The sequence below is a fragment of the Candidatus Thiodiazotropha endoloripes genome, from assembly GCF_001708965.1.
GTDB lineage: Bacteria > Pseudomonadota > Gammaproteobacteria > Chromatiales > Chromatiaceae > Thiodiazotropha > Thiodiazotropha endoloripes.
In genome coordinates this window covers 2,083,614-2,108,700 of the sequence record NZ_LVJW01000003.1, presented here as the reverse complement: position 1 = coordinate 2,108,700, position 25,087 = coordinate 2,083,614, and the positions used below count along the sequence as shown (strand labels likewise).

Here is a 25,087-nt window from a genome sequence, read left to right as displayed (position 1 = left end):
TTTCTTGGTGCAATGGATGCCTCATGGTATCTTTCATTCCCAACTTACCCCGGATGGAAGCAGACTCTGAAATACAGAGGCCAGGCCTGCCCGGAGATTTGACGCACGAGTTTGGAGAGTATAAATGGCAGAATGTTATTGCGGTTCCGGTGTAGATTTCGATGCTTGCTGCGGACCGATCCTGGAAGGCAATGCACAAGCGGAAACCGCAGAAGCGCTGATGCGGGCGCGCTATTGCGCCTTTGTTGTCAATAATCCGGAATTTCTGCATCAATCCCTGCATCCGGATCATCGCCACGACCATGACGTCAATGCCACCCGGCGTTGGGCGGAGAACTCCGAGTGGCTGAAGTTGGAGGTGGTCGACTCTTCAGCCGGTGGTGCCGATGACGATCAGGGGAGTGTGGAGTTTATCGCCACCTACAAAGAGCAGGGGATGGTTCGGCCCCATCACGAAATCAGCCGCTTCATCAAACAGGAAGGCAACTGGTATTTTGTCGACGGCGAATTGGTGGCGCCACAGACCGAGGTGCGTAAACAGCCGAAAGTGGGCAGAAACGATCCCTGTCCCTGTGGCAGTGGTAAAAAGTACAAGAAGTGTTGTGGGGCATGAACCGACACCGGTGCGGCCTGATCAACGATTTCAAGTTTCAATTGCCAGCGCCGACACCTTAGATATCTGAACAACTCAAGGATCAGTCGTGACACTATTGACGATGAAAACAGCCAGAGAGTGCCTGGGAACCCTGTTCCTGGCCGGGCTTGTTTTTGTCGTGCCAATGAGTGCCGAAGCGGAGATCTACAAATACAAGGATTCCAGAGGGGGTATCCACTTCACCGACAAACCCATGAAGGGTAACTACCGGCTGCTCTGGCGCAGCGGCAAGAAGCAGAGCCGGAAAGGCCGCTTCAGTATGAAAAAATTCAGGCAAAACAAGGCTGAAGTCTCACCCTTCATTGATGATGTCGCGAAACAGCTGCATCTCCATCCTGGACTCCTGCATGCCATCGTCAGAGTGGAATCGGCCTACGATCCCAAAGCAGTCTCACACAAAGGGGCGCAGGGGCTGATGCAACTGATGCCGGCAACGGCAAAACGGTATGGTGTGGAAAACTCCTACGATCCCCAACAGAACCTGTGGGGTGGGGCGACCTATCTTAAGGATCTGCTGAGAATGTTTGAGTATGACATCAAGCTGGCGCTTGCGGCCTATAACGCCGGTGAGAATGCGGTGCTCAAGTATGGCAAGCAGATTCCCCCCTATCCTGAAACCCAGCAATATGTGAAGAAGGTGCTGAACGAATTCGAGCGTAATCGTTTGGCGATGCTGAACTGATTCGGCTTAAATCGATATCGCCGACACGCCACACTGCCACTCAGGGTAATGTATCAAGTGAATCTCATTCGTGTTAATTGACTCTAGCTTTACTGCTCAGAGTTCCACTCCAGAATCAATCGATCGATGTAGAGCACATCGTCGCTCGAAATCTCGGTAATTCGAAAACCGCTCCAGAAGCTCTCCGGATGGGAGGCTTCGGTAGACCATACCGCTTCTGCACTGAACGCCACTGACTTCTGCGTCTCCTGGGATGAGGGATCAATCAGATTCAGTTGGTAGACGGTGCCGAGAAGCATCGGTTCCTGGCTGAGTAGCATGAAGCCTTCAGCACTGATATTGACAATGCGCCCCAGTGTGTTGCCGGTAATCTGATCCTGAATCTCTAAAACCTGATCAGCCACTTTACGGGGGGATTGACGTTGTTCTTGCATGGTTACTCCTTAAGGGCGCATAGGGTTGATGTTAAAAAAGCTCCACTTTAACGGGCTTCTTTCCCATCGTTCCCCTCGTCATCAATCAGCTCACTGGCGATATCTTCTGTGGTTTTCAGTGAGCGCTGCAGCATGCGCCGTATAGCATGCAGGGTTCTTTCGACAAAGGGGTCGCCACTGTCTTCGAGAATGGTGGATTCACCACTCAGAATCTCTTGAGCAAGCGTCCTCAATGGTTTGATGGCGGTCTGCACACCCGCACGGTCGACAAACATGCATGAAGCGGTCAGCGGGCTGAGCCAGGAGAGCTTGACCTTCTTCGACTCGCCGCTCTGTGTGTCGTGAATTTCAAACCAGGTGCCGAAGCGAATCTTACGCAACTTCTCCATCATGGCGGCTTCGTCTTCGGGGATTTCCTCTTCATCCGTTGCCGTTTTCGCATTGGCATCACTGACAGCCGGCTTGCTTGGGACTGCCTTCAACTGAGGCTTGGCCGCAGTCTCTTCTGGCTCTGCTGCCTTTTCGGCCTGTTTGGGTTGTGCGGGCTCTGGTTTTTTCGGTGCGGCTTGTTTGGTTGCCAGTTCCGAGGCGATGGTTGTGGCTTGCGCACTGCTCAACAAGCCGAACAGGGTCTGGCTCTTCTCCTGATGAAAGCCGCCCAACGAGGCTAACCCCTGTTCGATGGCTTTGCGCAGGTCCGGCAGACCCTGCTCCAGCTCTTCACGCTCTTTGTCTGATTTAGGTTCGAAAGCCCAGGCAATCTCATCGGCGATACGCAAGGCTTCCTTCCAATCTTCACTCATCTCCCCGTCAGGATGGCGCAGCAGCACGAAGATCAGTTTGTCTACCCAGGTCTGCTCAAGAAACTCTTTCGCCGGTTGCGGCAGATGCTCACTGAATGAACGTGCTTTCATCTCCTGGGAGGCGCGCTGTCGGGCAATGTTCAGCTTCTCACGGCCCTTGATGGAATCCTGTGCCCGCTTCTCGAGAATGTCCGATTTACGGCGGAACTCATCCATGCGCTTCTTGAAATTATCGAGCAAAGTTCCAAACAGGCTGACATTGTCGGAAAACTCTTTCAGTACCCGGTCGACCACATTCTGCATATCGGGGTAGATGCCCCGTTTCAGATTGCGTTCGTCGATCCAGTGGCTGCCCGCCTCAACCAGGGCATCGAGCAGCTGTCTGGCCTCGTGGCTGCTGTCCGTCAGCAGCTTCCGATCGATGATCGCAACCTTCAGATAGGGGGTGTGCAGATGACTGATCAGGGCCTTCGCCACCGCTGGCAGAACGGGATCGTTGAGCATGTACTCAAACAGCATACCCACCAGGTCGATGGTGTCCTCATCGGCCGCTTCAAGCCGGTCTGCACCAACCTCTGCGTAGAGTTTGTGCCGCTCTTCGGCCAAGGTGTGTTTAACCCGGCTGAGAAACTGCTCGTCGATCTCGATGTTGGCAATCACATTGCCAGGCGCATTCACATCCGGTACATATTCGAAACGTTTTTCCGGCTGAATGTTGTCGAGGGCGCTGACCAGATTCTCCGGGGTGGCCGGTGGCGATGCGCCGGGTTGTCTGCCGGCGGCCTGCGCGGCGGCGGCCTTGGCCCGGGTCTTTTCAGGCGATACCCGCCTGCGATTGGCCATCATCTCCAGAATCGAGCCAAACAGCTCTTCGCCCAACTCTTCCTGGGTCTGATCTGTGGCGTTTTCCGCATGCTCCCCATCCTTTTCAGCAGAGTCACCCCGGTCGGAATCGGGCGATTTCTGGATGGAGGGGCGTAAGTGGGGTAGCACACCAGCCTCTTTCAGACTGTTGTTGAAGTCGTCATAGATGGAGCCGAGCTGCTTCAGTACATATTTATCGAACAGGGCCAGAATGATGACTTTGATTCGTGATTCCAGGCCGAGGGCGTCGATGGCTTCATTGAAGGCATGCGCCAGATGATGTGGGCCGGAGGGAATCTGTTTGTGTTTGACGCTATGTCCACCACTGACCACACTCAGTCTCTGGCCCAGGGCGTAGAGTTGGGCGCGGTGGTGACCGACGGTTCGGCTGACCATGTTTTCCAGCGCGGTAGTAACGTCCATCGCCTCCTGGTCGACCAGCTCAAGTTCGGTATCCTCTTCCAGGCTTGAGAAACCGTCGATCTCTGGTTGATCGCGCCAGAACTTGTCAAACCCCTCATTCACCAGCTCACGGAACTCATGCTCAACCAGGCCATGCCGGTTACGGATCATCGCCATGGCTTCGAAAAAGCGGTTCTGTATCTCGTTGGTTTCAGCCTTCTGGGCAAAGCTCGTGAGTGCTTTGTCAGTGTTGTTGAACAGCTCCGTCATCAATGCATTGATATAGACAAGGGCAGTGTCCCTGCAACGATTGAGCAGTGGTTGAAACTGACTCTGATATCTGTTTTTTCTGTCTTGAGTAGACACGATTGACGGGTCCTTCAATGGATAGTTGGTACGGTTGCCTGAATCTTATTACATTTTATCGCGCTGCAAACATACCAAGTTCTGACTAAAGCGCTATCCGACAAAGATTAGCATGAAGAACTCATTAGATGAATATTATCTTTCGTGAACATCGGTGAAGCGCCTCTTTCCGGTGTACAGTTTGTTCAATCATCACCAATGATTCTGTCGTCATTATTACTTGGTGCCAGCAAGGTCTCTCCCTGGCCGATGGTTTTTGCGTGTACCATTCGATAGGTGGCGCCATCCTCCTCCTGGTGGGCGGCGCGAAGCGTTCTGACCTTCTCCCGCGCCGGTTTGTACTTCTCCTCTTCATCGAGAAACTCTAGGGTCTGGTCGGCTCTGACTTTAAAAATGAAAAATGGCATTTGACTGCATACTCCTGAATTTTCTTACTATCTTTATCAAGCTTCCTGTCATTATGTCGCTAACTAATGATATAGGATAGGTTTATAAACCATTTTGGTTTAGGAGAATATCTATTAAACCTTTTGAAATCAGCATATTGATTGCTTTGTGGTTGGCTGGATAATTATCTGATGAGGTGCGTGGCATGACTCCGCAACAACTTGTGATTGAGCTTGATCAGCTGGTCTCCTTACCAGATGTCTGTGTGAAAGTGAATCGCTTGATCGATGCACCGAACTATTCGGCATTGACCCTTGGTGATCTGATTGCCCAGGATTCGGATCTTTCGGCTCGACTGCTGAGAGTGGTAAACAGTGCTTTTTTTGGCATGCAGGCACCGGTGGAGACCATCTCCCGGGCCATTACGGTGATCGGTACGGAAGAGTTGCGCAACCTGGTGATGGCGACCACCGCCGCCAGGGTATTCACCGGCATACCCGCCGATCTGGTGGATATGGCGGAGTATTGGCGCTACTCCATCACCACCGGCGTGGTGGCGGGAGAGCTGGCCAGTCACTGTAACGTACTGCACAGTGAGCGGCTCTTCGTGATGGGGGTTCTGCACGATATCGGTCGTCTCGCCATCTATCTCAAGCTACCCCAGGAGGCCAGGGACATTCTTCTGATCACCGGGGGTGAGTATGGGCTGCTGGCGGATACTGAACAGGAGGTTCTCGGATTTACCCATATGGATGTGGGCGAGGCTCTGTTGAGGAAGTGGAAACTGCCTGAGAGCATCATCGATGTGGTGGCCTGCCATCACAAGCCGTCAACCACCAAGACCCATCAACTGGAGACCTCCTTGCTGCATATTGCGGCTGCGATCGCCGATGCGGATCTTAATGGTTACCCTCATGAAGAGGTTTGCGAACAACTCGATGAAGGGGTTTGGCAGATCACCGGTCTGCAACCGGAAGCGATTGACAGTTACCTGGAAGCGGTTCCCGACAAGGTGCTGGAGATCATGGATGTGGTATTGGCGCCGAAGCTGAAAGCGCGTATGCGCGAAACACAGCTGACCAAGAGCTGAGCGCGGATTCGTCAAGGATTTAATAAGACTCAGGATTTGAGCCCCAACCAGGGTAGAATAGGGTCTCATGTTGAGACTCTACCAATCCAACCAACTCGAAATTCTGGCGCGGCAGCTGGCCGAGGTGCTGGCTAGCCCAGCTCTGTCCCCACTGCAGAGCGAACAGATCGTGGTCCAGCATCCCGGGATGGGGCGTTGGCTCTCACAGCGGATTGCGTCTCAACTGGGGATCAGCGCCAATCTGGAGTTTCCCCTGCCGGCAAACTTTCTCTGGCAACTGTTTGAACAGCTGCTGCCCGATGTGCCCCATCAGGACAGCTATCAACCGAAACATCTCGCCTGGCGTATTCACCAACTGCTGGCCAGTCTGAGCGGGCAGCCTGAATATGCCGCGATCGGGGATTATCTCTCGGATGGCGGGGATTTGCGCCGCTTTCAGTTGTCTCAGCAGCTGGCCCGGCTGTTTGATCAATATCTGCTCTATCGCCCCGACTGGATTCATACCTGGCAGACCGGTGAGTCTGCCGTGCCCGGTGATCACTGGCAGGCGGATCTCTGGCGTAAGCTGGTGGCTCAGGAGAGCAGACACTGGGTCCATTTTCAGCAACAACTGTTTCAGTCGATCGATAAGGCCAAGCCACTCAAAGCGTGCAATCCCAGGATCTGCATCTTCGGTGTGCCTTCACTCTCGCCAGGCTACCTGGAGATCATTCGCTATCTTGCCAACTGGATCGATGTACACCTTTTTCTGCTCAATCCGTGCCAGGCTCACTGGGCAGAGATTGTCACCCCGGAGGAGCAGGCCCGACTCTCCCTGGCGGCTTCGGGCGAGGATCTCTATCTGGACCTGGGACACCCGTTGCTGGCCACCCTGGGGCGCCAGGGGAGGGACTTTTTCGCCGCGATAAACGAGATGGATCCGGGCAGCGAGGAGGCCTTCAGGTTGCAGCCTGATGGGAGCCTGCTGCATCGATTGCAGAACCAGATGCTGAATCTCGAACCACCAGAGGCTGGCGCTGAAGCGGACGACTCCATCAGCTTTCAGCTCTGCCACAGTCCGATGCGCGAGGCTGAGGTGCTCTATGATCAGCTGCTGGCGGCGCTGGATGAGCTGCCCGGCCTGCGGCCTGATGAGATCCTGGTCATGACAACCGATATCGAGCGCTATGCACCCCTGATGGAAGCGGTCTTTGCCGCCCCGGGTGAGCGTCCGAAAATTCCCTATCGGATCAGCGATCACTCGATCCAACGGAGTAATCCCCTCGCTGAGGGCCTGATCAGTCTGTTATCCCTGCCTGGTTCCCGCTATGGGGTCACCGAGCTGCTTGCACTGCTGGAACAAGCTGCTGTCAGAGCGCGTTTCGGGCTCGATGAGGCGGGTCTGGAAAAGGTGATTCAGTGGTTGCAGCAGGCATCCATCCGTTGGGGACGGGACGGTGCCAACAAAGTGGATTTCGGCCTGCCGGAAGAGGATCGCAACACCTGGCGGGCCGGGTTGCGTCAACTGATGCTGGGCTATGCCCTGGCCGATCACGGAGAGAGCCTGTGGCATGGTCTCTATCCATTGGACGCGGTGGAGGGGTCAGACAGCCAGTGGTTGGGAGGTCTGCTGGCATTCACCGAGGCGGTGTTCGAACTGGAGTCGGTTTTTGCCGAGTCAGCGACACCGCAGCAGTGGCAGAAAAAACTGAGCGATACAATCGAACGCTTCTTTGCCGTTGAGAGCGGCTCTGAGCAGGATCTGATTGGAGTACGCACCTGTATCGAGCAGCTGGTGGAGGAGACCGGTGATGCGTGTGACCAGGTGAGCCTCTCCCTGGCACTGGTCAGACATCGATTGAGCGAACTGTTTGAGCAGCCGATGGAGCGGGGCTTTCTGGGTGGCGGTGTCAATATCTGCGCACTGGCGCCGATGCGCAGCCTGCCATTCCGGGTGATCTGTCTGCTGGGGATGAACGATGGCCAGTTTCCACGTCAGCCACAGGAGTTGGGGTTCGATCTGATGCGGCGGGAGTTCCGCAACGGGGATCGATCCCGCCGGGTGGACGACCGCTACCTGTTTCTCGAAACCCTGCTGTCGGCCCGGCAGCGTTTGATCATCAGCTACTGTGGCCAGAGTCAGCGTGACAACATGCCGATGCCGGCCTCTGTGGTGGTCGAAGAGTTACGGGACTGTCTGCAGCAGATGGTTGGTGAAAGAGGCCTTGCCAGGATTACCCACCGACACCCGCTGCAACCCTTCTCACCGGACTATTTCCGCAGTGGAAGCGATCTGTTCAGCTACTCAACAGAGATGCGCGAAGCGGCCATGACGGTCGGTCGGGGCAGGGCGATCGATCTTCCGCTGGTTGAACAACCGCTGCCGGCTGCGGAGTCTCAGCAGGTGATCGAGCTGGATCAGCTGATACAGTTTTTCGAGAACCCCCAACGACAGTTTGCCCGGCTTCGACTGGGCATCAATCTGGAGGCGGCTGCACAGCTGCCGGAGGAGCGGGAGCGGTTTGCCTACGACCGTTTCGAGCAGAGTGACCTGGAACATCAGATGGTGGATCTGCTGCTCCAGGAGCACCGGGCTGAGCAGCTGTTTGAACTGTTTGACAGTCGCGGTCTGTTACCACATGGTCAGGCGGGCAGACTGGCATTCGAAGCGATGCTGGACAGGGCTCAGTCGATGAGCAGCCGGGTTGCCGACTGCCAGGGGGAGAGGCTGGAAGCGCCATTGGCCGTGGAGATCCCCTTTGAACAGAACCGACTGAGTGGTTATCTGCGAACGGTCAACCAGTCTGGACTGCTGGCCTACAATACGGCCGGGCTCTACCCATACCACTTGGTCAGAGCGTGGATTCGGCATCTGGTGCTGAATCAGTTGCGCCCCAAGGGGGTCCGTCTGGAGACCCGCTTACTGGAGGCTGAGCGGGATGGCCGTTTCACCCCGGTCGACCAGCCTGAAGCCCATCTGCAGAAGCTGATGCAGGCCTATCAAACCGGCATGCAGACCCCCCTGCCATTCTATCCGGGCACCTCCTGGCAGTTTGTTGAACGCTATCTGCAGGGAGACCCGGAGAAGGCGCAAAAGGAGGCGGAGAGAAAGTGGTTCGGCAGCAGCCACCATATTGGTGACGCGAGTAAACCCTACAATCAACTGCTCTATCAGGGCCACGCCCTGAATCAACAGGCTTTCGCAGAGACCAGCCTGACACTGCTGCAACCTCTGATGCAGCATCTGGAGTGGCAGTAGTGGCGGCAGATTCGGGCATGAGGATCGAGCGTTTATCTCTGCAGGGGATCAACCTGATTGAGGCCAGCGCGGGTACCGGCAAGACCCACACCCTCTCCAGTCTCTATCTGCGGCTGCTGCTGGAGCAGGGATTGATGCCCCAGTCGATCCTTGTGATGACCTATACCAAGGCGGCAACCGCTGAGCTGAAAACCCGGATACGTCAACGGATTGTCGAAGCCAGGCAGTGGTTTCAGGCGACCGATACTCCGGATCCGCTGTTACAGGCGATCGATGAAAAAGTGGCAGACAGATCCCTGGCGCTACGCCAGCTCGATCTGGCCCTGGCCAGTTTCGACCGGGCTGCGATTTTCACCATCCACGGGTTCTGCCAACGGGTGCTGACCGAATTCGCCTTCGAAAGCGGACAATCCTTCACCACCGCGCTGGTCCCCGATCAGGCGGAACGGCTGCAACAGATCACGGATGATTTCTGGCGTCTTGAGATGTCCAGTCTGCCAGGACACTTCTTCAGCGCCCTGCAGGGGTGGATCGCCACCCCCGATCAACTGCTCGCAAGACTCAAACCGGCGCTGGGCAAGCCCTATCTCCGGGTGAGTGGTGCGGCATGGCCTGACAATCTGGCCAGCTTGGAGCAACAGGCCGAGCAGGCATTGCAACAGTTGCGCACCTGCTGGTATGCCGAAAGGGAGCAGGTGGAGAAACTGTTGAGTGACAAGCAGCTGCTCAAAGGCTATCGCGCCGATTGGCTGGCGGGCTGGTGTGCACGGATGGATCTGTGGCTCAACGGCAATCTCTATGAGGCCCCCTTCGACAAGGTGATCCGATTTACCCCGGAGGTGATCGCTCAGGCGGTGAAGAAGGGCAAAACAGCGCCGGAAAATCGGTTTTTCAATGCCCTGTCGGACTATCTGCCCCTCTCTGAGCAGTGTGTGGCCGCCTTCCATCAGGCCAAGGTGGCCTGGCAGGCCCGCCTCTACGACTACCTGCAGCAGGAGTTGCCCCGTCGTCAAGTGGAGGCGGGGGAGTGGTCCTATGACGATCTGCTGCTGCAGCTTCATGAGGCGCTGCAAAAGGATCACTCCGGGCAGCTGTGCGGTCTGCTGCGCAGCCGCTATCAGGTCGCTCTGGTGGATGAGTTTCAGGATACCGATCCGATTCAGTATGAGATCCTGCATCGGATCTATGCAGAATCGGAACAGCCCCTGATTCTGGTCGGCGATCCCAAACAGGCGATCTACAGTTTTCGCGGCGCCGATATCTACACTTATCTGCAAGCCAGGGAGGGTGCCGGGGGGCGACGCCATACCCTGGATACCAACTGGCGCTCCACCCCCGATATGGTGCAGGCGATCAACACCCTGTTCAGTTTTTCTCCCCGTCCTTTCTACGACCACCGAATTGGCTTTCAACCCACCGATGCGGCCGAGCGGCCCCGGGATCAGCTGACCGAGCAGGGCAGGCCGAGTGCAGCGTTGCAGATCTGGCGTTTGCCTGCTGAGGAGGGCTTATCGGTTGAGACACTGCGTCAATCCGTGGCGGAAACCACCGCGGCAGAGATCGCCAGTCTGCTGTCAACGGATGACTCCAGGCAGGCAAGAATCGGCGCAAGGCGTTTGCTCGGCAGTGATATCGCCATCCTGGTGCGTACCCACTCGCAAGCAAGTTGCCTGGCTGTGGCACTGGCCGCCAAAGGCATCGCCAGCGTACGCAGCAGTCAACAGAGTGTCTATTGGAGCGCCGAGGCCGAGGCGCTGGAGCGGCTCTTGATTGCGCTGCTTGAGCCACATCGGGATGCGGTTGTGCGTGGTGCCCTGGCAACCCCGCTGTTTGGCTGGAGCGGTGCTGAGATCGATCGCCTGAATGAGGATGAATCGTTACAGAGTCAGATCACCCGGCACTTCTTCGACCACCATCAGGTCTGGCGCAGCAGTGGCTTCATGGTCATGATCCGCGGGCTGATGACCGAGTTCAGCATGGAGAGCCGGATGCTCGAGTATCACGATGGCGAGCGCCGGCTGACCAATCTCTACCATCTGCTGGAGCTGCTGCAACAGCATGAGAACAGCCAACGCCCCGGCATGGAGGGGCTGCTGAAGTGGTTCGCACAGCAGCGCCAATCCAGCTCCCAGGATGAGGAGCGCCTGCTGCGCCTGGAGAGCGATGGGGATCTGGTGAAAATCGATACCCTGCATCACAGTAAAGGGCTGGAGTACGGCATCGTCTTCTGCCCCTATCTGTGGGACGAATCACAGGAAAAGCGCAGTGACTGGCCGTTTCTGTTCCACGACCCGCTCGATGACGATGCGGCGGTGCTTGAGCTGGGTTCAATGGCAATGGAGCAGAACCGGGCCTATCGCCAGCAGGAGAATCTGGCAGAGAACATCCGGCTGGCCTACGTGGCACTGACCCGATCCCGCTACCGCTGTTATCTCCCCTGGGGTTTGACCAAACAGAATCGTCATGGGGCGCTGTGCTGGCTGCTGCACAGCCGAGGCAGTGCACAACCGCCACATCAGTTGAGCGATTGGCTGTCGACCGCAAAGGCGCTGCAGCTCGCCGATGATGACGCCCAGCTGAGTGTATTGGCGGCCTCGGCGGGAGTGACCGTTTCCGTCATGCCGATGCCCGGCTTTGAAGTGGCAGGGCAGATGTCACTGCCACTGCCCCCTGAACTCATTCCGGCCAGACGCTTCAGCAAAGCGCTGCCCAAACATCAGCAGGTCGCCAGTTTCTCATCCCTGATCGCCGGCCTGCCGGAGGATCTGCCGGATCATGACGGCATCGAGGCGAGCGACAGCACCACCCTGGAGTTCGAGTCACGGCTCGATGTGCATGGTTTCCCCAGAGGTGCCGGTCCCGGCAGCTGCCTGCATGCGATTCTGGAAAACCTCGACTTCCAGCAGACGGATCGGGGTGCGATGGAGCAGCTGGTTGAAGAGAAGCTGTTGCTCTACGGCATCGACCTGCAGTGGCGTGAGGTAGTGGTGCCATGGATGCAGCGCTTACTGGCCACTCCACTGACCGAAAGCGGGCTGCACCTGGGCCAGATAACGCCGAGCCAGCGTCTCAACGAGATGGCTTTTCAGTTTCCGGTGAGCGCCTTCAACACCCGGCAGATTAGCCAGCTGGCGGAACGCACCCGGTTCAGTCATGCCCCTGGGCTGATTGCCGGTCTGGGCGGTTTGGGGCGCGACAGCGTGGATGGCTATCTGAAAGGCTATATCGACCTGATTTTTGAAGCTCAGGGCCAATACTTTCTGGCCGATTACAAATCGAACTGGCTCGGCACCGACTACCCGGCCTACCACCAGCAGGCACTGACAGAGGCCATGGCCTCACACCACTATCCGCTGCAGTATGTACTCTACACTCTGGCGCTGCATCGCTATCTGCGGCTGCGAATTCCCGACTATGACTATGAAAAACAGTTCGGTGGTGTCTTCTATCTCTTCCTGCGTGGTATGAGTCCAGAAGGGGGGCAGGATATGGGCATCGTGCAGGAGCGGCCACCGGTCGACTTCATCAGCGCCATGGATGAGATGATCGGAGAGCCGTCATGACGACCGGATCCGAGCGTCACCTGTTCGCACAGACAGCGGCCCAGCTGAAACGGCTGCGTGAGCACAATCTGCTGGAGGATCTGGACTGCCAACTGGCGATGTTTCTGATGCAGGAGGCGGATCAACCGTCGCTGCAGCTGGCTCTGGCTATTGCCCTGACCTGCCGGGCGACCGATGAGGGGCACCTCTGTCTCGATTTGGATCAGCATGCGCAGCGGACACTGCTGCCCGGGATCGATCCAACACTCAGAACGCCGCCACTTGATGAGTGGCGCTCGGCATTACTTGACAGCGGTGTGGTCGGTAGTCCGGGCAGTCGACAGCCGCTGGTGCTCGACGATCAGCAGAGGCTCTATCTGCATCGATACTGGGACTATGAGCAACGCCTGGCGAGCGCACTGCTGCAACGCGCTGCAGACCCAGGGGCCAGGGTCGACAGGGTGTCACTGAGCGCTGGCCTGAAGCAGTTGTTTCAACCGCCAGAAGGTCTTGATACCGATTGGCAACAGGTTGCGGCAGCCAATGCCCTGTTAGCCAATCTGACGGTGATCTCCGGCGGTCCGGGGACCGGCAAAACCTCGACCGTGGTACGAATCCTGGCTCTGCTGCGCCAACAGCCTGGGGGGAGTGCGCTGCGCATCGGGCTGGCCGCACCAACCGGCATGGCGGCGGCGCGGCTTCAGCAATCGATCCGCGATGCCAAACTCCGCCTGCCCCTGTCGGCAGAGGAGCAGGAAAAGATACCTGAACAGGCCTCCACACTGCATCGGCTGCTGGGTGTCACAAATCAGGGAACCGGTTTTCGACACCATGCAGAGAATCCCCTGTTACTGGATGTGCTGATTCTGGATGAGGCCTCGATGGTGGATGTGGCACTAATGGCCAAGCTGCTGGATGCTCTGACCAGTCAGGCCAGACTGATCCTGCTGGGGGATCGGGATCAGCTCGCCTCGGTTGAGGCGGGTGCGGTCTTGGGGGATATCTGCAACGGTTGCGAAGGGCCGGGTACTGAATCGGCCGCCACCCTGGCGCAAATCACCGGCCAGCCGATTGAACCGTTACCCCGATCTGACAATCCGCTGCAGGATCGGGTGGCGCTGCTGCACCACAGCTACCGCTTCAGTGCCGAGAGTCCGATCGGTTGTCTGGCATCGGCAATCAATCGGGCAGAGGCTGATCAAGCGATCCGTCTGATTCAGCGTGGTAGCGCGCAGGATGAGTTGACCTGGTTGGCCGATGAGGCCGAGACCCTGGCACTCGGTGCGGCCCATTTTGCCCAACTCGGCCAGGCGATCGAGCGGGGTGATTCCGTCGAGGCGCTGTTCGAACAGCTGCATGCCTTCCGCATCCTGGCGGCGCTACGGGAAGGGCCGGCGGGTGTGATACAGCTCAACCAGGGTATCACCGGTCGGCTGAGAGCGCAGGGGGCCATTCCCCAACAGGCAAGCTGGTATGTGGGGCGACCGGTGATGCTGACCCGCAACGACTATCAGCTCAATCTCTACAACGGTGAGACCGGGATCGTGCTGGCCCATCCGGACGGCTCCGGTGAGCTGTCGGTCGCTTTCAACGGGGCCGACGGCGCTATTCGCTGGGTCTCACCCTCCCGCTTGCCCCACTGTGAGACCGTCTATGCCCTCACCGTGCACAAGAGTCAGGGATCGGAATTCCAGCGGGTGCTGTTTCATCTGCCGAAGCAGGACTCACCGGTGCTCTGCCGTGAGCTGGTCTATACCGCCGTCACCCGCGCAAAGCAGCAGTTCAGTCTGGTTGGTACGGAAGCGGTTTTCAAAACCGCCTTACTCAGAGGCATGCAGCGTCAGAGCGGCCTCAGTGATCGGCTCCAACGATTCTCCTAACCGCGGTTTACGGCGACAGACTGCCGTTTTCAACCAATCCACCCGCAACACCACACCTGGGAATGGCCCGATTAAACGGGGCGAGCAGATATTTTGCTGAGCACATAAAAAATAACTTGGGTTGGATAACTCCTGGTTGTGGTAGGGTATGGGCTGTTTGTGTATTGGTGTGAGCATACTTGCTTATACAATTAAATAAAAAACAGTGGCTTACGGCTCTTTTCAAGAAATTAAAACAGATCAATGAAGGGGCCAATCGATCGAATCCACTGACGACAAAATCGGCAGAACCGAACTGCCCTCGGTGACGAGGCGAATCGGCCATAAGAATTTAGTGATCTAAGCGAAGGAGAAGAAACGTCATGATCAACCCCGTTGGTTCAACAGAACTACAACCTTTGTTTGTCTATGACCCGGATACCCACCACAGTCTCTCCCATGAGGCTGAATCACTGCCTTCCGTAGTGATCAGCTCCCAGGCCGCCGGTAATGCGGTGATGATGGGTGCAGGCTACTTCAACCCGCTGAAAGGCTACATGTCGGTCGCCGACGGTATGGGTGCCGCTGAGAAGATGACCCTCACCGATGGCAGCTTCTTCCCAGTGCCTGTGCTCTGTTTGGTTGAGAGCACCGATGCAATCGGTGACGCCAAACGCATTGCCCTCAGAGATCCGAACATGGAAGGCAATCCTGTACTGGCCGTGATGGACATCGAAGCCATCGAAACCGTCAGCGATGAGCAGATGGCTGTGATGACCGATAAGGTCTACGGTACTGACGATGCCGAGCATCCCGGTGTGGCGGCGTTCAACAGCCAGGGCCGCATCGCCCTGTCCGGTCCGATCCAGGTACTGAATTTCTCCTACTTCCAGGCTGATTTCCCGGATACCTTCCGCACCGCGGTAGAGATCCGCAACGAGATCCAGGAGCGCGGTTGGAGCAAGATCGTCGCCTTCCAGACCCGTAACCCCATGCATCTGGCCCACGAAGAGCTGTGCCACATCGCCATGGATCGTCTCGGCTGTGACGGCCTGGTGATCCACATGCTGCTGGGTAAGCTGAAGAAGGGTGATATTCCTGCACCAGTACGTGATGCCGCCATCCGCAAGATGGTCGAGCTCTACTTCCCGCCGAACAGCGCGATGGTGACCGGTTACGGTTTCGACATGCTCTATGCCGGCCCCAGAGAAGCGGTTCTGCACGCCTACTTCCGTCAGAACATGGGCGCCACCCATTTCATTATCGGTCGTGATCACGCCGGTGTGGGTGACTACTACGGTGCCTTCGATGCACAGACCATCTTTGAGAACGAAGTGCCGGCCGGTGCCATGGAGATCGAGATCTTCAAGGCCGACCACACCGCTTACTCTAAGAAACTCAACAAGGTTGTGATGATGTGTGAAGCACCGGATCACAGCAAAGAGGATTTCGTACTGCTGTCCGGCACCAAGGTGCGTGAGATGCTGGGACAGGGCATTGCGCCTCCCAAAGAGTTCTCCCGTCCCGAGGTGGCTCAGATCCTGATGGACTACTACCAGTCAATAAAATAAAAATTGACTCCATAAGAAAAAAATTGCCCGCTTTATGCGGGCATTTTTTTTGTTGCAAGCTTATTATGGAGACGCTTTAAAAATCTTCAGATCAACTGTTCTCCCGGCAGAGGTCGGCTTCCGCTTCGATCATCATCTCAACGATCACTTCAATTTCATCGGGATTGGTTTCCGCCAGCTCCCTCAGCTCGGCACAGCTAAACAGCAACATATCATTCATGATAAACACCAAAAAGAATATTATTAATTACTAATATAGTGTGAATTACGCCATTCGTCAAGTCAGCTGGCGGCTGTTCGAGGGGAATCACACGATATTTTGATGTGTTAATGACCTCAGTATTACCGATATTTAAGGTAAACTAGTCACTGTTAAGGCACTGACGCCCGGCGAATTCCAACTCTGAACATGTCAAATCGCAAAATCACCTTCATCAACCCCCCCTATGACTCCATCGCCAAGGGGTATGAGTTCGTCAAGGAGATCACCAACAACTCCCCCTCGTTGGGGTTGATGTATCTGGCGGCCGAGGTGAGAGAGCACGGTTACGAGCCGGAGATCATCGAAAGCAACATCATGAACCTCACCATCGAGGGGGTGGTGGAGCGGGTGGTGGAGAGCGCGCCCGCCTACGTGGGCATCACCCTGTTCACCGTCGGTGTCTGGAACACCGCAGAGATCGCCAAATCGATCAAGCAGAAGCTGCCGGAGACGGTGATCGTCATCGGTGGTCCCCACGTCTCCTCCATGGGGCGGGAGACCATGGAGCGGTTCAGCCAGTTCGATTATGCGGTTACCGGTGAAGGGGAGAAGACCCTGATGGACCTGCTGCGGGCCATCGAAGGGGAGGGCAAACTCACCGAGGTGCCCGAACTGATCTATCGGGACGGCCCCTTCATCAACCAGACCCAGGGCCGGGCGATCAACCGGGATCTGGATTACCTGCCGATGCCGGCCTGGGATCTGCTGCCAGATTTCCCCCAGGCCTATAAGCCGGCCATCTACGACTATCCCCGGGGACCGGTGGCCACAATCGCCGCCTCCCGCGGCTGTCCATTCCACTGTAAGTTCTGCGACACCTCGACCTTCGGCGACCGGGTCCGTTACTACTCACCGGCCAAGGTGGTTGAGATGATGCGACATCTCAAGCAGACCTACGGCATCCGTCATGTGATGTTCGTCGACGACCTGTTCCTGGCGAGCCGCAAGCGGGCCTCGGAGTTCTGCAAAATCCTCATCGAAGAGGGGCTCAACATGACCTGGTCCTGCACCTCCCGGGTCGATACGGTCCACGAGGATGTGCTGGCGCTGATGAAACAGGCAGGCTGCTGGGAGATCAGCTTCGGCCTGGAGAGCGGTTCCCAGGAGATGCTGGAGAAGATGGTCAAGTCCGCCAAGGTCAAGGATTCTGAGCGGGCGGTAAAGATGACCGCCGCCGCAGGCATCCGCACCAAGGGACTGTTCATGCTCGGTTACCCGGGTGAGACGGTGGACTCCATCGAAGAGACCAAGCAGTTCGTGCGCAACATCCCCATGACCATCATGAACCTGACCAAGTTCACCCCCTATCCGGGCTCGCCCATCTACTACGACCTCTATGGTTCGAACATCCGTGACGACCACTGGGAGAAGATGAACGGCATGAACTTCCTCTGGTCCCCGGAAGGGATCAGCATCGATGAGCTGGACAAACACTATCGGGAGATGCTGGTCTCCTTCTACCGGCGACCCTCGATCAGCTGGCACTACACCTGGCTGTCACTGCTCTATCCGCAGCACATGGTCCGTTTGATCAAGTTCGGTGCCCATTTTGCTAAATACAAAGTCACCAATCTGATCCGCAAACCGGCCCTCGAAAACGAACGTTGAAGTTCTCTGTCGAACATCGACTCCTGATCAATACCTTACTTATCGAAAAGATCTTTTCTGTCGTTTATTTAGCCGCCAATCACTTGGGTGATGGATTCCACACAGCCCCGGATAGAGTGATTGTTGTTAGCCACTGCTGTCCGGAAAAATCAGTGTATCCGTGTTTATTCAAAGCGTAATTGGTGGGGCATGGCCCCACCCTACCATTACTTCCAGGGTGTAGGGTGGGGCCATGCCCCACCAATAGGGTTTGAGGAACCACCATTAACTTCAGGGTGTAGGGTGGGGCCATGCCCCACCAAACAGGGTTTGAGTAACCACCATTCAGGTCTGTTAAATGTGGCCTTGTGCAGATTAAGAATCTCTGATTGTCAGTCCCTGCCATGGCTTGTACCCTTCAAAATCAAGTGCTGCATAGCTTTCAGCCAGATGAAACGTATTTATTCCGGACCGTAGTGGACACTACCCAGGATCCAGGGGCAGATTGAGAGGGGGCGGCTTTCCTGCTAACTGTGTGAAGGGCCTGGCGGAGGTTGGCTGGAATTTATCTCTCAGACTTGATCAAGTCTTGGAGCTCCGGACCGATAGTATTACAAACAGTCACACACCGTTCACACCATTGAAATCCGTAGTTTGTGGCGGGTTGTCATGCTAAGGTAAAAAGCAACTCTGTGGCTGGAAAGGAGCTTTGCATGCCTCTCTCTAAACGCTCGTTCCAGATACTGCTTCTCACGGTGTCTGTGGTTGTACTCTTATGGCTCAATCAGGGAGAGCACAGTGCCGAACATGGAGGTGGGCCTCACGAAGTCATCCTGCAATCCTTCATCTGGTTTGCCGTGGCTATGGTACTTGCCCGGGCCTTCGCCAGTCTGTTCAAGCTGATCAATATTCCAGCAGTTCTGGGCTGCATAACCGCCGGCATCGTTGCCGGCAACTTCGCGCTGATGACCGGTCTCGACTGGCTGGAACCGATCAAGACCACCGAATTCATCCGCATCATTGCTGAATACGCCGTCGTCCTGTTGCTGTTCAAGATCGGCCTCGAATCGAACATTAAAGACATCATGAGCGTCGGGCTCCGCTCCCTGGCGGTTGCCATCGTCGGGGTGGTTGCACCGATGGTGCTTGGCTACGTCACCCTGGCGGTACTGATGCCGGGGCAGTCCGATGTGGTCTACCTGTTCTTCGGTGCGGCACTCTCCGCCACCTCCATCGCCATCACCACACGAACGTTTGAGGACCTGGGGCAGAAGGACTCCACGGAGTCAATCATGGTGCGCTCCGCAGCCGTCATCGACGATGTACTGGGTCTTGTGATCCTCGCTTTCGTATCATCACTGGCCGCCACCAGCGGTGACGCCGAAGCGGTTGGTATCGGTAGCATGTTTGTCATCATCGCCAAAGCGATCCTGTTGTTCGCTGTGGCCATACTGTTCGGTCAGAGCATCGCGCCGGGCCTCAGCTACTGGGTGAGCCGGCTGGAGGACAGCCTGGAGATGAAGGCGGCCTTCGTCATGGGCATAGGCATCGTCTTTGCGGTGCTTGCCTACTCGGTCGGCCTTGAGATGATCGTAGGCGCCTACGCGGTTGGGCTGGCCCTCGATCCGGTTCACTTCCGCTACTTTAAAGAGCCGGAAGCGATCATGGAGTTGCGTGAGCGGCTGTTTCATAACGACACCAAGTGTGAGAAGGAATCGCGCCGCATTCTGGAAGCCACCATCAACAAACACAGCGACAAGCACATTGAAGACCTTATACATGGTTTTGTGATCTTTATCGTGCCGGTGTTCTTCTTCTACACGGGCATGCAGGTCGATCTGGCGTCACTGGTGGCGAATCCGACCATACTGAGTATTGCACTGGCTGTATCCGTTGCGGCGATCGTAGGCAAGTATGTCTCCGGTTGGGCAGCAGGGCCGGGTGTGGACAAAAATACCGTCGGTTGGGCGATGGTGCCTCGTGGTGAAGTCGGTATTGTATTTGCGAATGTAGGTTTGAGTCTGGGTGTCTTGTCTGCGGATCTGTTTGCGACGGTGATCATTATGGTGATTGTGACCACTTTTGCTGCGCCTATTGTGTTGGCTTATCGATTGTCACATAAGAGTTGAAGTCAATTTAGCTATTCGATGGTGTAGCCACTCGTTATTGACCTCTTGTCGGAAAGTCCCTGTTTCGCCCTCCTGGGCGAGTCACTTTTCTTTTCTCGCCAAAAGAAAAGTAACCAAAAGAAACGGCGCCCGGCCGTCACGCCCCTTCGGGTCCGCTGCGATGCTCGGCAAAAACCGGCGGGCCTGAAACTCGCTATCGCTCAAACAGTCAGGCCCGCTGATCGGCTTTTGCCTGCGCTTCTCGCTCGTGCCGGTACGGGGATTAAGAGGGAGTGGCCCCAGGCTTATCGCGCGAATAGAGGAGTAGAAAGGCAGGAAGCTAAGTGATTGATATTGTCCTAAATTGGGTGTTATATAGAGCATCCATAATAAATATCCAACAGGGCGGGGAACTCGGGAAAACAACAGTCATGAGTAAAAAGGACTTTAACCGTGTGGAATTCCTTTCGTAAAAAGCCGTTACTCACCGAACAAGACACTCGGTTTCAAATCGAGTGTTACAGATGGCTGCTGACCCATTTCGGAGGGGACGATTTCTATAAAGAAGCCCAACTCGTTCTCCCCACAGGTGACTATTTTCCTTCCATCGTCGACTCAAATGAATCCGCTGCCCAGACCACGTTAAAACAAGTGATGAAATACGCCGGAATGGAGAACTGGCCGGTAACCCTCCAGGTTCAGGAGGAAGATCCCAATCTACGGGTTGCCCCGACTTTAACCGTGCAAAACGTTGAGCAAAGCCCCCTCGGCACCTTCTCGGTAGATGAGAATAACCAAGCCACGATCACCTACAATCCAAAACTCACCGATGATCCAACCCAAATGGTGGCGACCTTCGCTCATGAGTTGTCCCACTATCTCACCGGCACAGCACCGGAACCACCTCCCGGCGGATGGGAAAACTGGGAGTTTGCAACAGATATTGGCGCTACCTTTCTGGGGTTCGGTATTTTCCAGGCAAACGCCGCTTTTAATTTCCGGCAACACTCAAGCGTGGATGCAGTTGGCTGGCAAACATCAGGTGGTGGGTATCATACGGAGGCCGAGCACAGCTATGCACTGGCAATCTTTCTGCAACTTAAAGGGTTAGAGCCGGAAATTGCTTTTCCTCACTGTGATGTGAATGTGAAAGGGTATCTCAAGAGGGCATTGGATGAACTTGATCGTAGCAATGTGATTGCTGAGTTAAAGGAGGTGGCTTATGTGCCGCGAAGCTTATGACAAGACGAGTAATGAAATTGTCCGCAAGCGACCCAAAGCGGACGTTTAGGGAATAAAGAATGAAAATTAAGAGAGTTAAACTCAAAAACTTCCGTCGTTTAGAGGAAGTAGAGATAGACTTCGGCCAGAAGGAAACCGTCTTCGTTGGTCCGAATAATAGCGGTAAAACCTCCGCAACTTCTGCATTCAAACTCTTTCTAAAAACCCTTGATTTTAAAATTCACGATTTTTCAGTTTCAAAAATTTCAGATTTTGATAAATACGGCAGAGGTGAAGAGATTGAGTTACCAACTTTAGAAATGGATTTATGGTTGGCTATTGATCCTGACATTGAGTTTGGTCGAGTATGGTCACTTTTGCCCAATATCTCAGCCACTATCGAAGAGGTTGGAGTAAGGATTCAGTATACAATTTCAGATGCTGACAAATTAATGGAGGAATACTCCTCAGCTTTCCCTGAGCTTGAGGGTGGAAGCCGCGCGAAGAGCCTATCTCAGTACCTATCATTACCTTCTAATCTCACACGCCATTATACCACGCAATATTTTACGCTAGAAAAAGATGGGGACGATCTAAATGTTCATCATATGGAGGCCGATGAAGCCAAAAAGACATTATCTTCTATATTGAGGATCGATTTTGTTGATGCGCAAAGAAATATTGACGATCACGAAGCTTCACGTAGCACTCGCTTATCTCAAGCTTTTGCTACCTACTATAAAATGAACTTAGATCAGGCAGAAGTTAACGAAGAAGCAAACCGAGTAATTGATCAGAACAACGAAAATCTAAATGAGCACTACGAAAAATGCTTTGATGGGCTAATGGGCATTCTAAAGAGCTTAGGCGTACCCTCTGTTAATGATAGAGAGCTGAAAATAGTATCATCGCTTAGTCCAGAGGTTGCTCTAAAGGGAAATACCTCGTTGCTTTACGTGGATTCAAATCACAGTCACGAACTTCCAGAGGCTTATAATGGGCTCGGCTTCAAAAACCTCGTATATATAGCTATTCACGTAAGTCACTATTACTTGCAATGGATTTCTACAGAATCAAAAAGACCGCTCTGCCAGCTAATATTTATTGAAGAGCCTGAAGTTCATTTACATTCATCTGTCCAACAAACATTTATAACCAATATTTGGAACATTATCGGCGATGTGGCTAAGCAAGAGAATGAACAGCACAACATCCCGCAAATTGGGGTGACTACACATTCTTCACACATCCTCGACGCTGTTGATATTAGCAAGGTTAGATATTTTAAGAGATGCTACCTAGATGGAGAAGATCAAGACGATCCGGGGGTTTTAAATGCATCAAAAGTGCTAAGTATGATGTTATTCAAGCCTGACAGGAAATCTGCCTCTGGTAATAACGTAGATGAAAAAGAGGTCCTTGATTTCTTAACAAAGTACATGCGCTTAACGCATTGCGATTTGTTCTTTTCAGATGGGGTTATTTTAGTTGAAGGAGCTGCTGAAAAATTACTTTTACCAAAAATGATCGAAAAGGCTGCAGAAGACTTAAAGAGTACGTTCCTATCTGTATTGGAGGTCGGTGGAGCATATGCCAGTCGCTTTGCTGGGCTTCTTGAGTTTTTGGGGGTTCCTTATTTAGTTATTACTGATATAGATTCAGTCGACCCAAACAATAATAGAAAAGTCTGTCAGGCTGATCTAGATGGAGCTGTAACATCTAACTCTTCCATAAAATTTTATCTTGGGAAAGACTGCATAGCAGAACTCAGCGCACTATCAAGTGACCAAGTCGCAGTCGAGGATAATTCAGGCTATATAGGATTCCAGAGACCTACCGATACCCCTACTTTTGGGGACGATGTGAAAATGTACGGGAGGACTTTTGAAGAAGCTTTCATCTATGAAAACATTGATCTCTTCAAGGATGGCAAACTTTCGTGCGGAAAGGAATTGACAGATGACCCGGCTGAGGTGAAACAAACAGTGTTTGAAAGGGTGAAGTCAGATAGTTTTAAAAAGACAGACTTCGCGCTCGAAATGGCGGCTTCAGAAGTAGATTGGAAAGTTCCTTCGTACATATCAGATGGCTTAACGTGGTTGGCGAAAAGATTGGGTGTCAATTCTATTCCGGAGGGGGAGTATAATGCCGACTAGGAATACAAGAGAGTTTGTGCCGACTGAATCTGACGAACAAATTAAGAGATGTTTAGAGGAAGAAAGAAGCTTCTCTATTGTGGCGGGGGCGGGATCAGGCAAAACAACTTCTCTGGTCATGGCACTTGACCACATTAGAACATCAAAGGGAAAGACCTTACGGCAAAATGACCAAAAAATTGCTTGTATTACTTTTACTAATAGAGCAGTGGATGTTATTTCGGAGCGTTTAGGTTGGGATGATATTTTCCTTGTCTCAACTCTTCATAGCTTTTTGTGGGGTGAAATTAAACGTTTTACTATTGATATTAGAGCAGCATTGACTGATGTGATAATACCTGCCCAACTTGAAAAGCAGGCGGAAAAAGCGGTAGGCAATAGTCAAAGAGCTGAAGCAGCTAGACAAAAAATTGAGTCTCTTAACGCGGATTTGGAAGCTTTAGTCCAAGTTGAGAAATTTCTCTATGACGATACTTCAACGTTTTCAAATTATTCAGAGGGAAAGTTAAGTCATGATGATGTTGTCGCTGTTTCCGGATCGATGATAAGTGATAATGCGGTACTTCGCAAAGTTTTAGGTCAGAAATATCCGTATATATTTGTCGATGAGGCGCAAGATACATTTGCAGAAACCGTGAATGCGTTTAATTCAATTTGTTCAGAAGAAGGCCTGCCGGTAGTGGGTTACTTTGGCGATCCATGGCAACAAATCTACGATAGAGGTATGGGAGAATTTGCAGCCCCAGAAGGCTCTCCAGTTATCACTAAGCAAGAGAACTATCGTTGTGCAACGCAGGTAATAGAACTTTTAAATTCCTTTAGAACTGACGTTGAACAAGTAGCATCGGGGGACAATGCTGCTGTTGAAGGTAGCGTTGAATTGATTCTAGTCCAGTCAGAAAGTCCTGAAGCGCCTAGAAATAGGTATTCTGATGAACAACTAGATAGGGCAGCAACAAAATTTGATCAAATTATTCGCTCCTTCGGTTGGGAGGAAGATGAAAATACAAAACTACTTTTCCTTGTAAGGCAAATGATTGCTCGTAGGCTGGGATTTCAGAACTTACATAAATTATTTACTGGAGAATACGCTTCCTCACGTGCTCAGGAGGATTATGAGTCTGGGGATCACAAAATATTAAAGCCATTTACGAAAGTACTGTGGCCACTTGTAGAAAGTTATAGAAATGGCGATATTCGAACTGTAATGAATTTATTAGCTAAGAATAGTCCAGCGTTTAACCCAGAAGGCGAAAACGAACAAAAATCACTCGGGGAAATGTTAGAGCTTGGAAGGAAACTCGTGGAACAGCTTACTCTAATCTGGGATACAAATAATTTAGGTACTATTTTACAATTTGTTCGGGACAACGGGCTTTACCGCTTCTCAGAAAGTGTTCTAGAAGATTTAGACCGTGAGCCAATGGAAGAAGAATACCGTCGTGATGAGCACTCCCAGGATAAAGGTAGGTGGTTAGCCGATACATTTTTCACAATGGATACTTTGGAACTAGCGAATTATGTTGATTTTGTAAATGACAACACACCGTTTAGTACTCAGCATGGAGTTAAAGGTGAAGAATACCCAAATGTGGTTGTTGTATTTGATGATACTGAGGCGGCATGGAATTTATATAGCTTTTCTAAATTGCTCACGCCAGGGACATCAGGAGAGGCTACCGAAGGGCAGCTAAAGCGAAGTAGAAAACTTGCATATGTCTGTTTCTCAAGAGCAGAAGAAAATCTAAGAATTATATTGTTTACACCAAATCCAAATACAGCAAAAGAGGAACTTATAGGTGCCGAACTACTTTCAGAGGAGCAAGTTGTATTAGTTGAATAAAGATAGCTTCAAAATAT

The 25,087-nt window shown here is 53.5% G+C and carries 16 protein-coding genes; 12 read left to right on the top strand and 4 right to left on the bottom strand.

Annotation, left to right across the window (positions count from 1 at the left end; genetic code table 11):
- Positions 1–124: 124 nt before the first annotated feature.
- Together A3193_RS09430 and A3193_RS09425 are read left to right on the top strand one after the other, a co-directional pair.
- Positions 125–613 (top strand): YchJ family protein, encoded by a 489-nt coding sequence (locus A3193_RS09430; RefSeq protein WP_069006675.1) that lies wholly within the window; start codon positions 125–127, stop codon positions 611–613.
- 88 nt (positions 614–701) lie between these two features.
- Positions 702–1,337 (top strand): lytic transglycosylase domain-containing protein, encoded by a 636-nt coding sequence (locus A3193_RS09425; RefSeq protein ID WP_235614940.1) that lies wholly within the window; start codon positions 702–704, stop codon positions 1,335–1,337.
- A gap of 89 nt (positions 1,338–1,426) precedes the next feature.
- Here A3193_RS09425 and A3193_RS09420 read toward each other — a convergent pair whose 3' ends face one another.
- The 3 genes from A3193_RS09420 to A3193_RS09410 all read right to left on the bottom strand — a co-directional run bounded on the left by A3193_RS09420 (position 1,427) and on the right by A3193_RS09410 (position 4,613).
- Positions 1,427–1,771 (bottom strand): PilZ domain-containing protein, encoded by a 345-nt coding sequence (locus tag A3193_RS09420; RefSeq protein WP_069014594.1) that lies wholly within the window; start codon positions 1,769–1,771, stop codon positions 1,427–1,429.
- A 47-nt stretch (positions 1,772–1,818) separates the two neighbouring features.
- A complete protein-coding gene (locus tag A3193_RS09415; protein ID WP_235614939.1) occupies positions 1,819–4,206 on the bottom strand; it encodes a DUF1631 domain-containing protein in 2,388 nt (795 codons plus the stop codon).
- A gap of 185 nt (positions 4,207–4,391) precedes the next feature.
- A complete protein-coding gene (locus tag A3193_RS09410) occupies positions 4,392–4,613 on the bottom strand; it encodes a hypothetical protein (protein WP_069006677.1) in 222 nt (73 codons plus the stop codon).
- 185 nt (positions 4,614–4,798) lie between these two features.
- Between A3193_RS09410 and A3193_RS09405 the strand changes: the two genes are divergently transcribed.
- The 5 genes from A3193_RS09405 (at position 4,799) to sat (ending at position 15,893) form a co-directional block, all read left to right on the top strand.
- Complete coding sequence (locus A3193_RS09405; protein WP_069006678.1) at positions 4,799–5,683, top strand: HDOD domain-containing protein; 885 nt, start codon at positions 4,799–4,801, stop codon at positions 5,681–5,683.
- A gap of 67 nt (positions 5,684–5,750) precedes the next feature.
- The gene (gene recC, locus A3193_RS09400; RefSeq protein WP_069014593.1) at positions 5,751–8,921 is read left to right on the top strand and encodes an exodeoxyribonuclease V subunit gamma; all 3,171 of its coding nucleotides are present in this window, start codon (positions 5,751–5,753) and stop codon (positions 8,919–8,921) included.
- A 17-nt stretch (positions 8,922–8,938) separates the two neighbouring features.
- The gene (gene recB / locus A3193_RS09395; RefSeq protein ID WP_069014768.1) at positions 8,939–12,484 is read left to right on the top strand and encodes an exodeoxyribonuclease V subunit beta; all 3,546 of its coding nucleotides are present in this window, start codon (positions 8,939–8,941) and stop codon (positions 12,482–12,484) included.
- A complete protein-coding gene (recD, locus tag A3193_RS09390; RefSeq protein ID WP_083218646.1) occupies positions 12,481–14,343 on the top strand; it encodes an exodeoxyribonuclease V subunit alpha in 1,863 nt (620 codons plus the stop codon). Before recB ends, recD begins: the two co-directional genes overlap by 4 nt.
- Before the next feature lie 362 nt (positions 14,344–14,705).
- Entirely contained in the window at positions 14,706–15,893 is a 1,188-nt protein-coding gene (sat, locus tag A3193_RS09385) for a sulfate adenylyltransferase (RefSeq protein ID WP_069006680.1), read from the top strand.
- 91 nt (positions 15,894–15,984) lie between these two features.
- Here sat and A3193_RS20895 read toward each other — a convergent pair whose 3' ends face one another.
- Entirely contained in the window at positions 15,985–16,113 is a 129-nt protein-coding gene (locus A3193_RS20895) for a hypothetical protein (RefSeq protein ID WP_268803213.1), read from the bottom strand.
- Positions 16,114–16,302: 189 nt separating this feature from the next.
- Here A3193_RS20895 and A3193_RS09380 point away from each other — a divergent pair, with 189 nt between their 5' ends.
- The 5 genes from A3193_RS09380 (at position 16,303) to A3193_RS09360 (ending at position 25,070) form a co-directional block, all read left to right on the top strand.
- Positions 16,303–17,763, top strand: a complete 1,461-nt coding sequence (locus tag A3193_RS09380; protein ID WP_069006681.1) for a B12-binding domain-containing radical SAM protein — start codon at positions 16,303–16,305, stop codon at positions 17,761–17,763.
- A gap of 692 nt (positions 17,764–18,455) precedes the next feature.
- Positions 18,456–19,871, top strand: a complete 1,416-nt coding sequence (locus A3193_RS09375; RefSeq protein WP_083218487.1) for a cation:proton antiporter — start codon at positions 18,456–18,458, stop codon at positions 19,869–19,871.
- 432 nt (positions 19,872–20,303) lie between these two features.
- Positions 20,304–21,092 (top strand): hypothetical protein, encoded by a 789-nt coding sequence (locus A3193_RS09370; protein ID WP_069014592.1) that lies wholly within the window; start codon positions 20,304–20,306, stop codon positions 21,090–21,092.
- A gap of 59 nt (positions 21,093–21,151) precedes the next feature.
- A complete protein-coding gene (locus A3193_RS09365) occupies positions 21,152–23,227 on the top strand; it encodes an AAA family ATPase (RefSeq protein ID WP_069014591.1) in 2,076 nt (691 codons plus the stop codon).
- A 16-nt stretch (positions 23,228–23,243) separates the two neighbouring features.
- Positions 23,244–25,070, top strand: a complete 1,827-nt coding sequence (locus A3193_RS09360; RefSeq protein WP_235614938.1) for a UvrD-helicase domain-containing protein — start codon at positions 23,244–23,246, stop codon at positions 25,068–25,070.
- Positions 25,071–25,087: the final 17 nt, after the last annotated feature.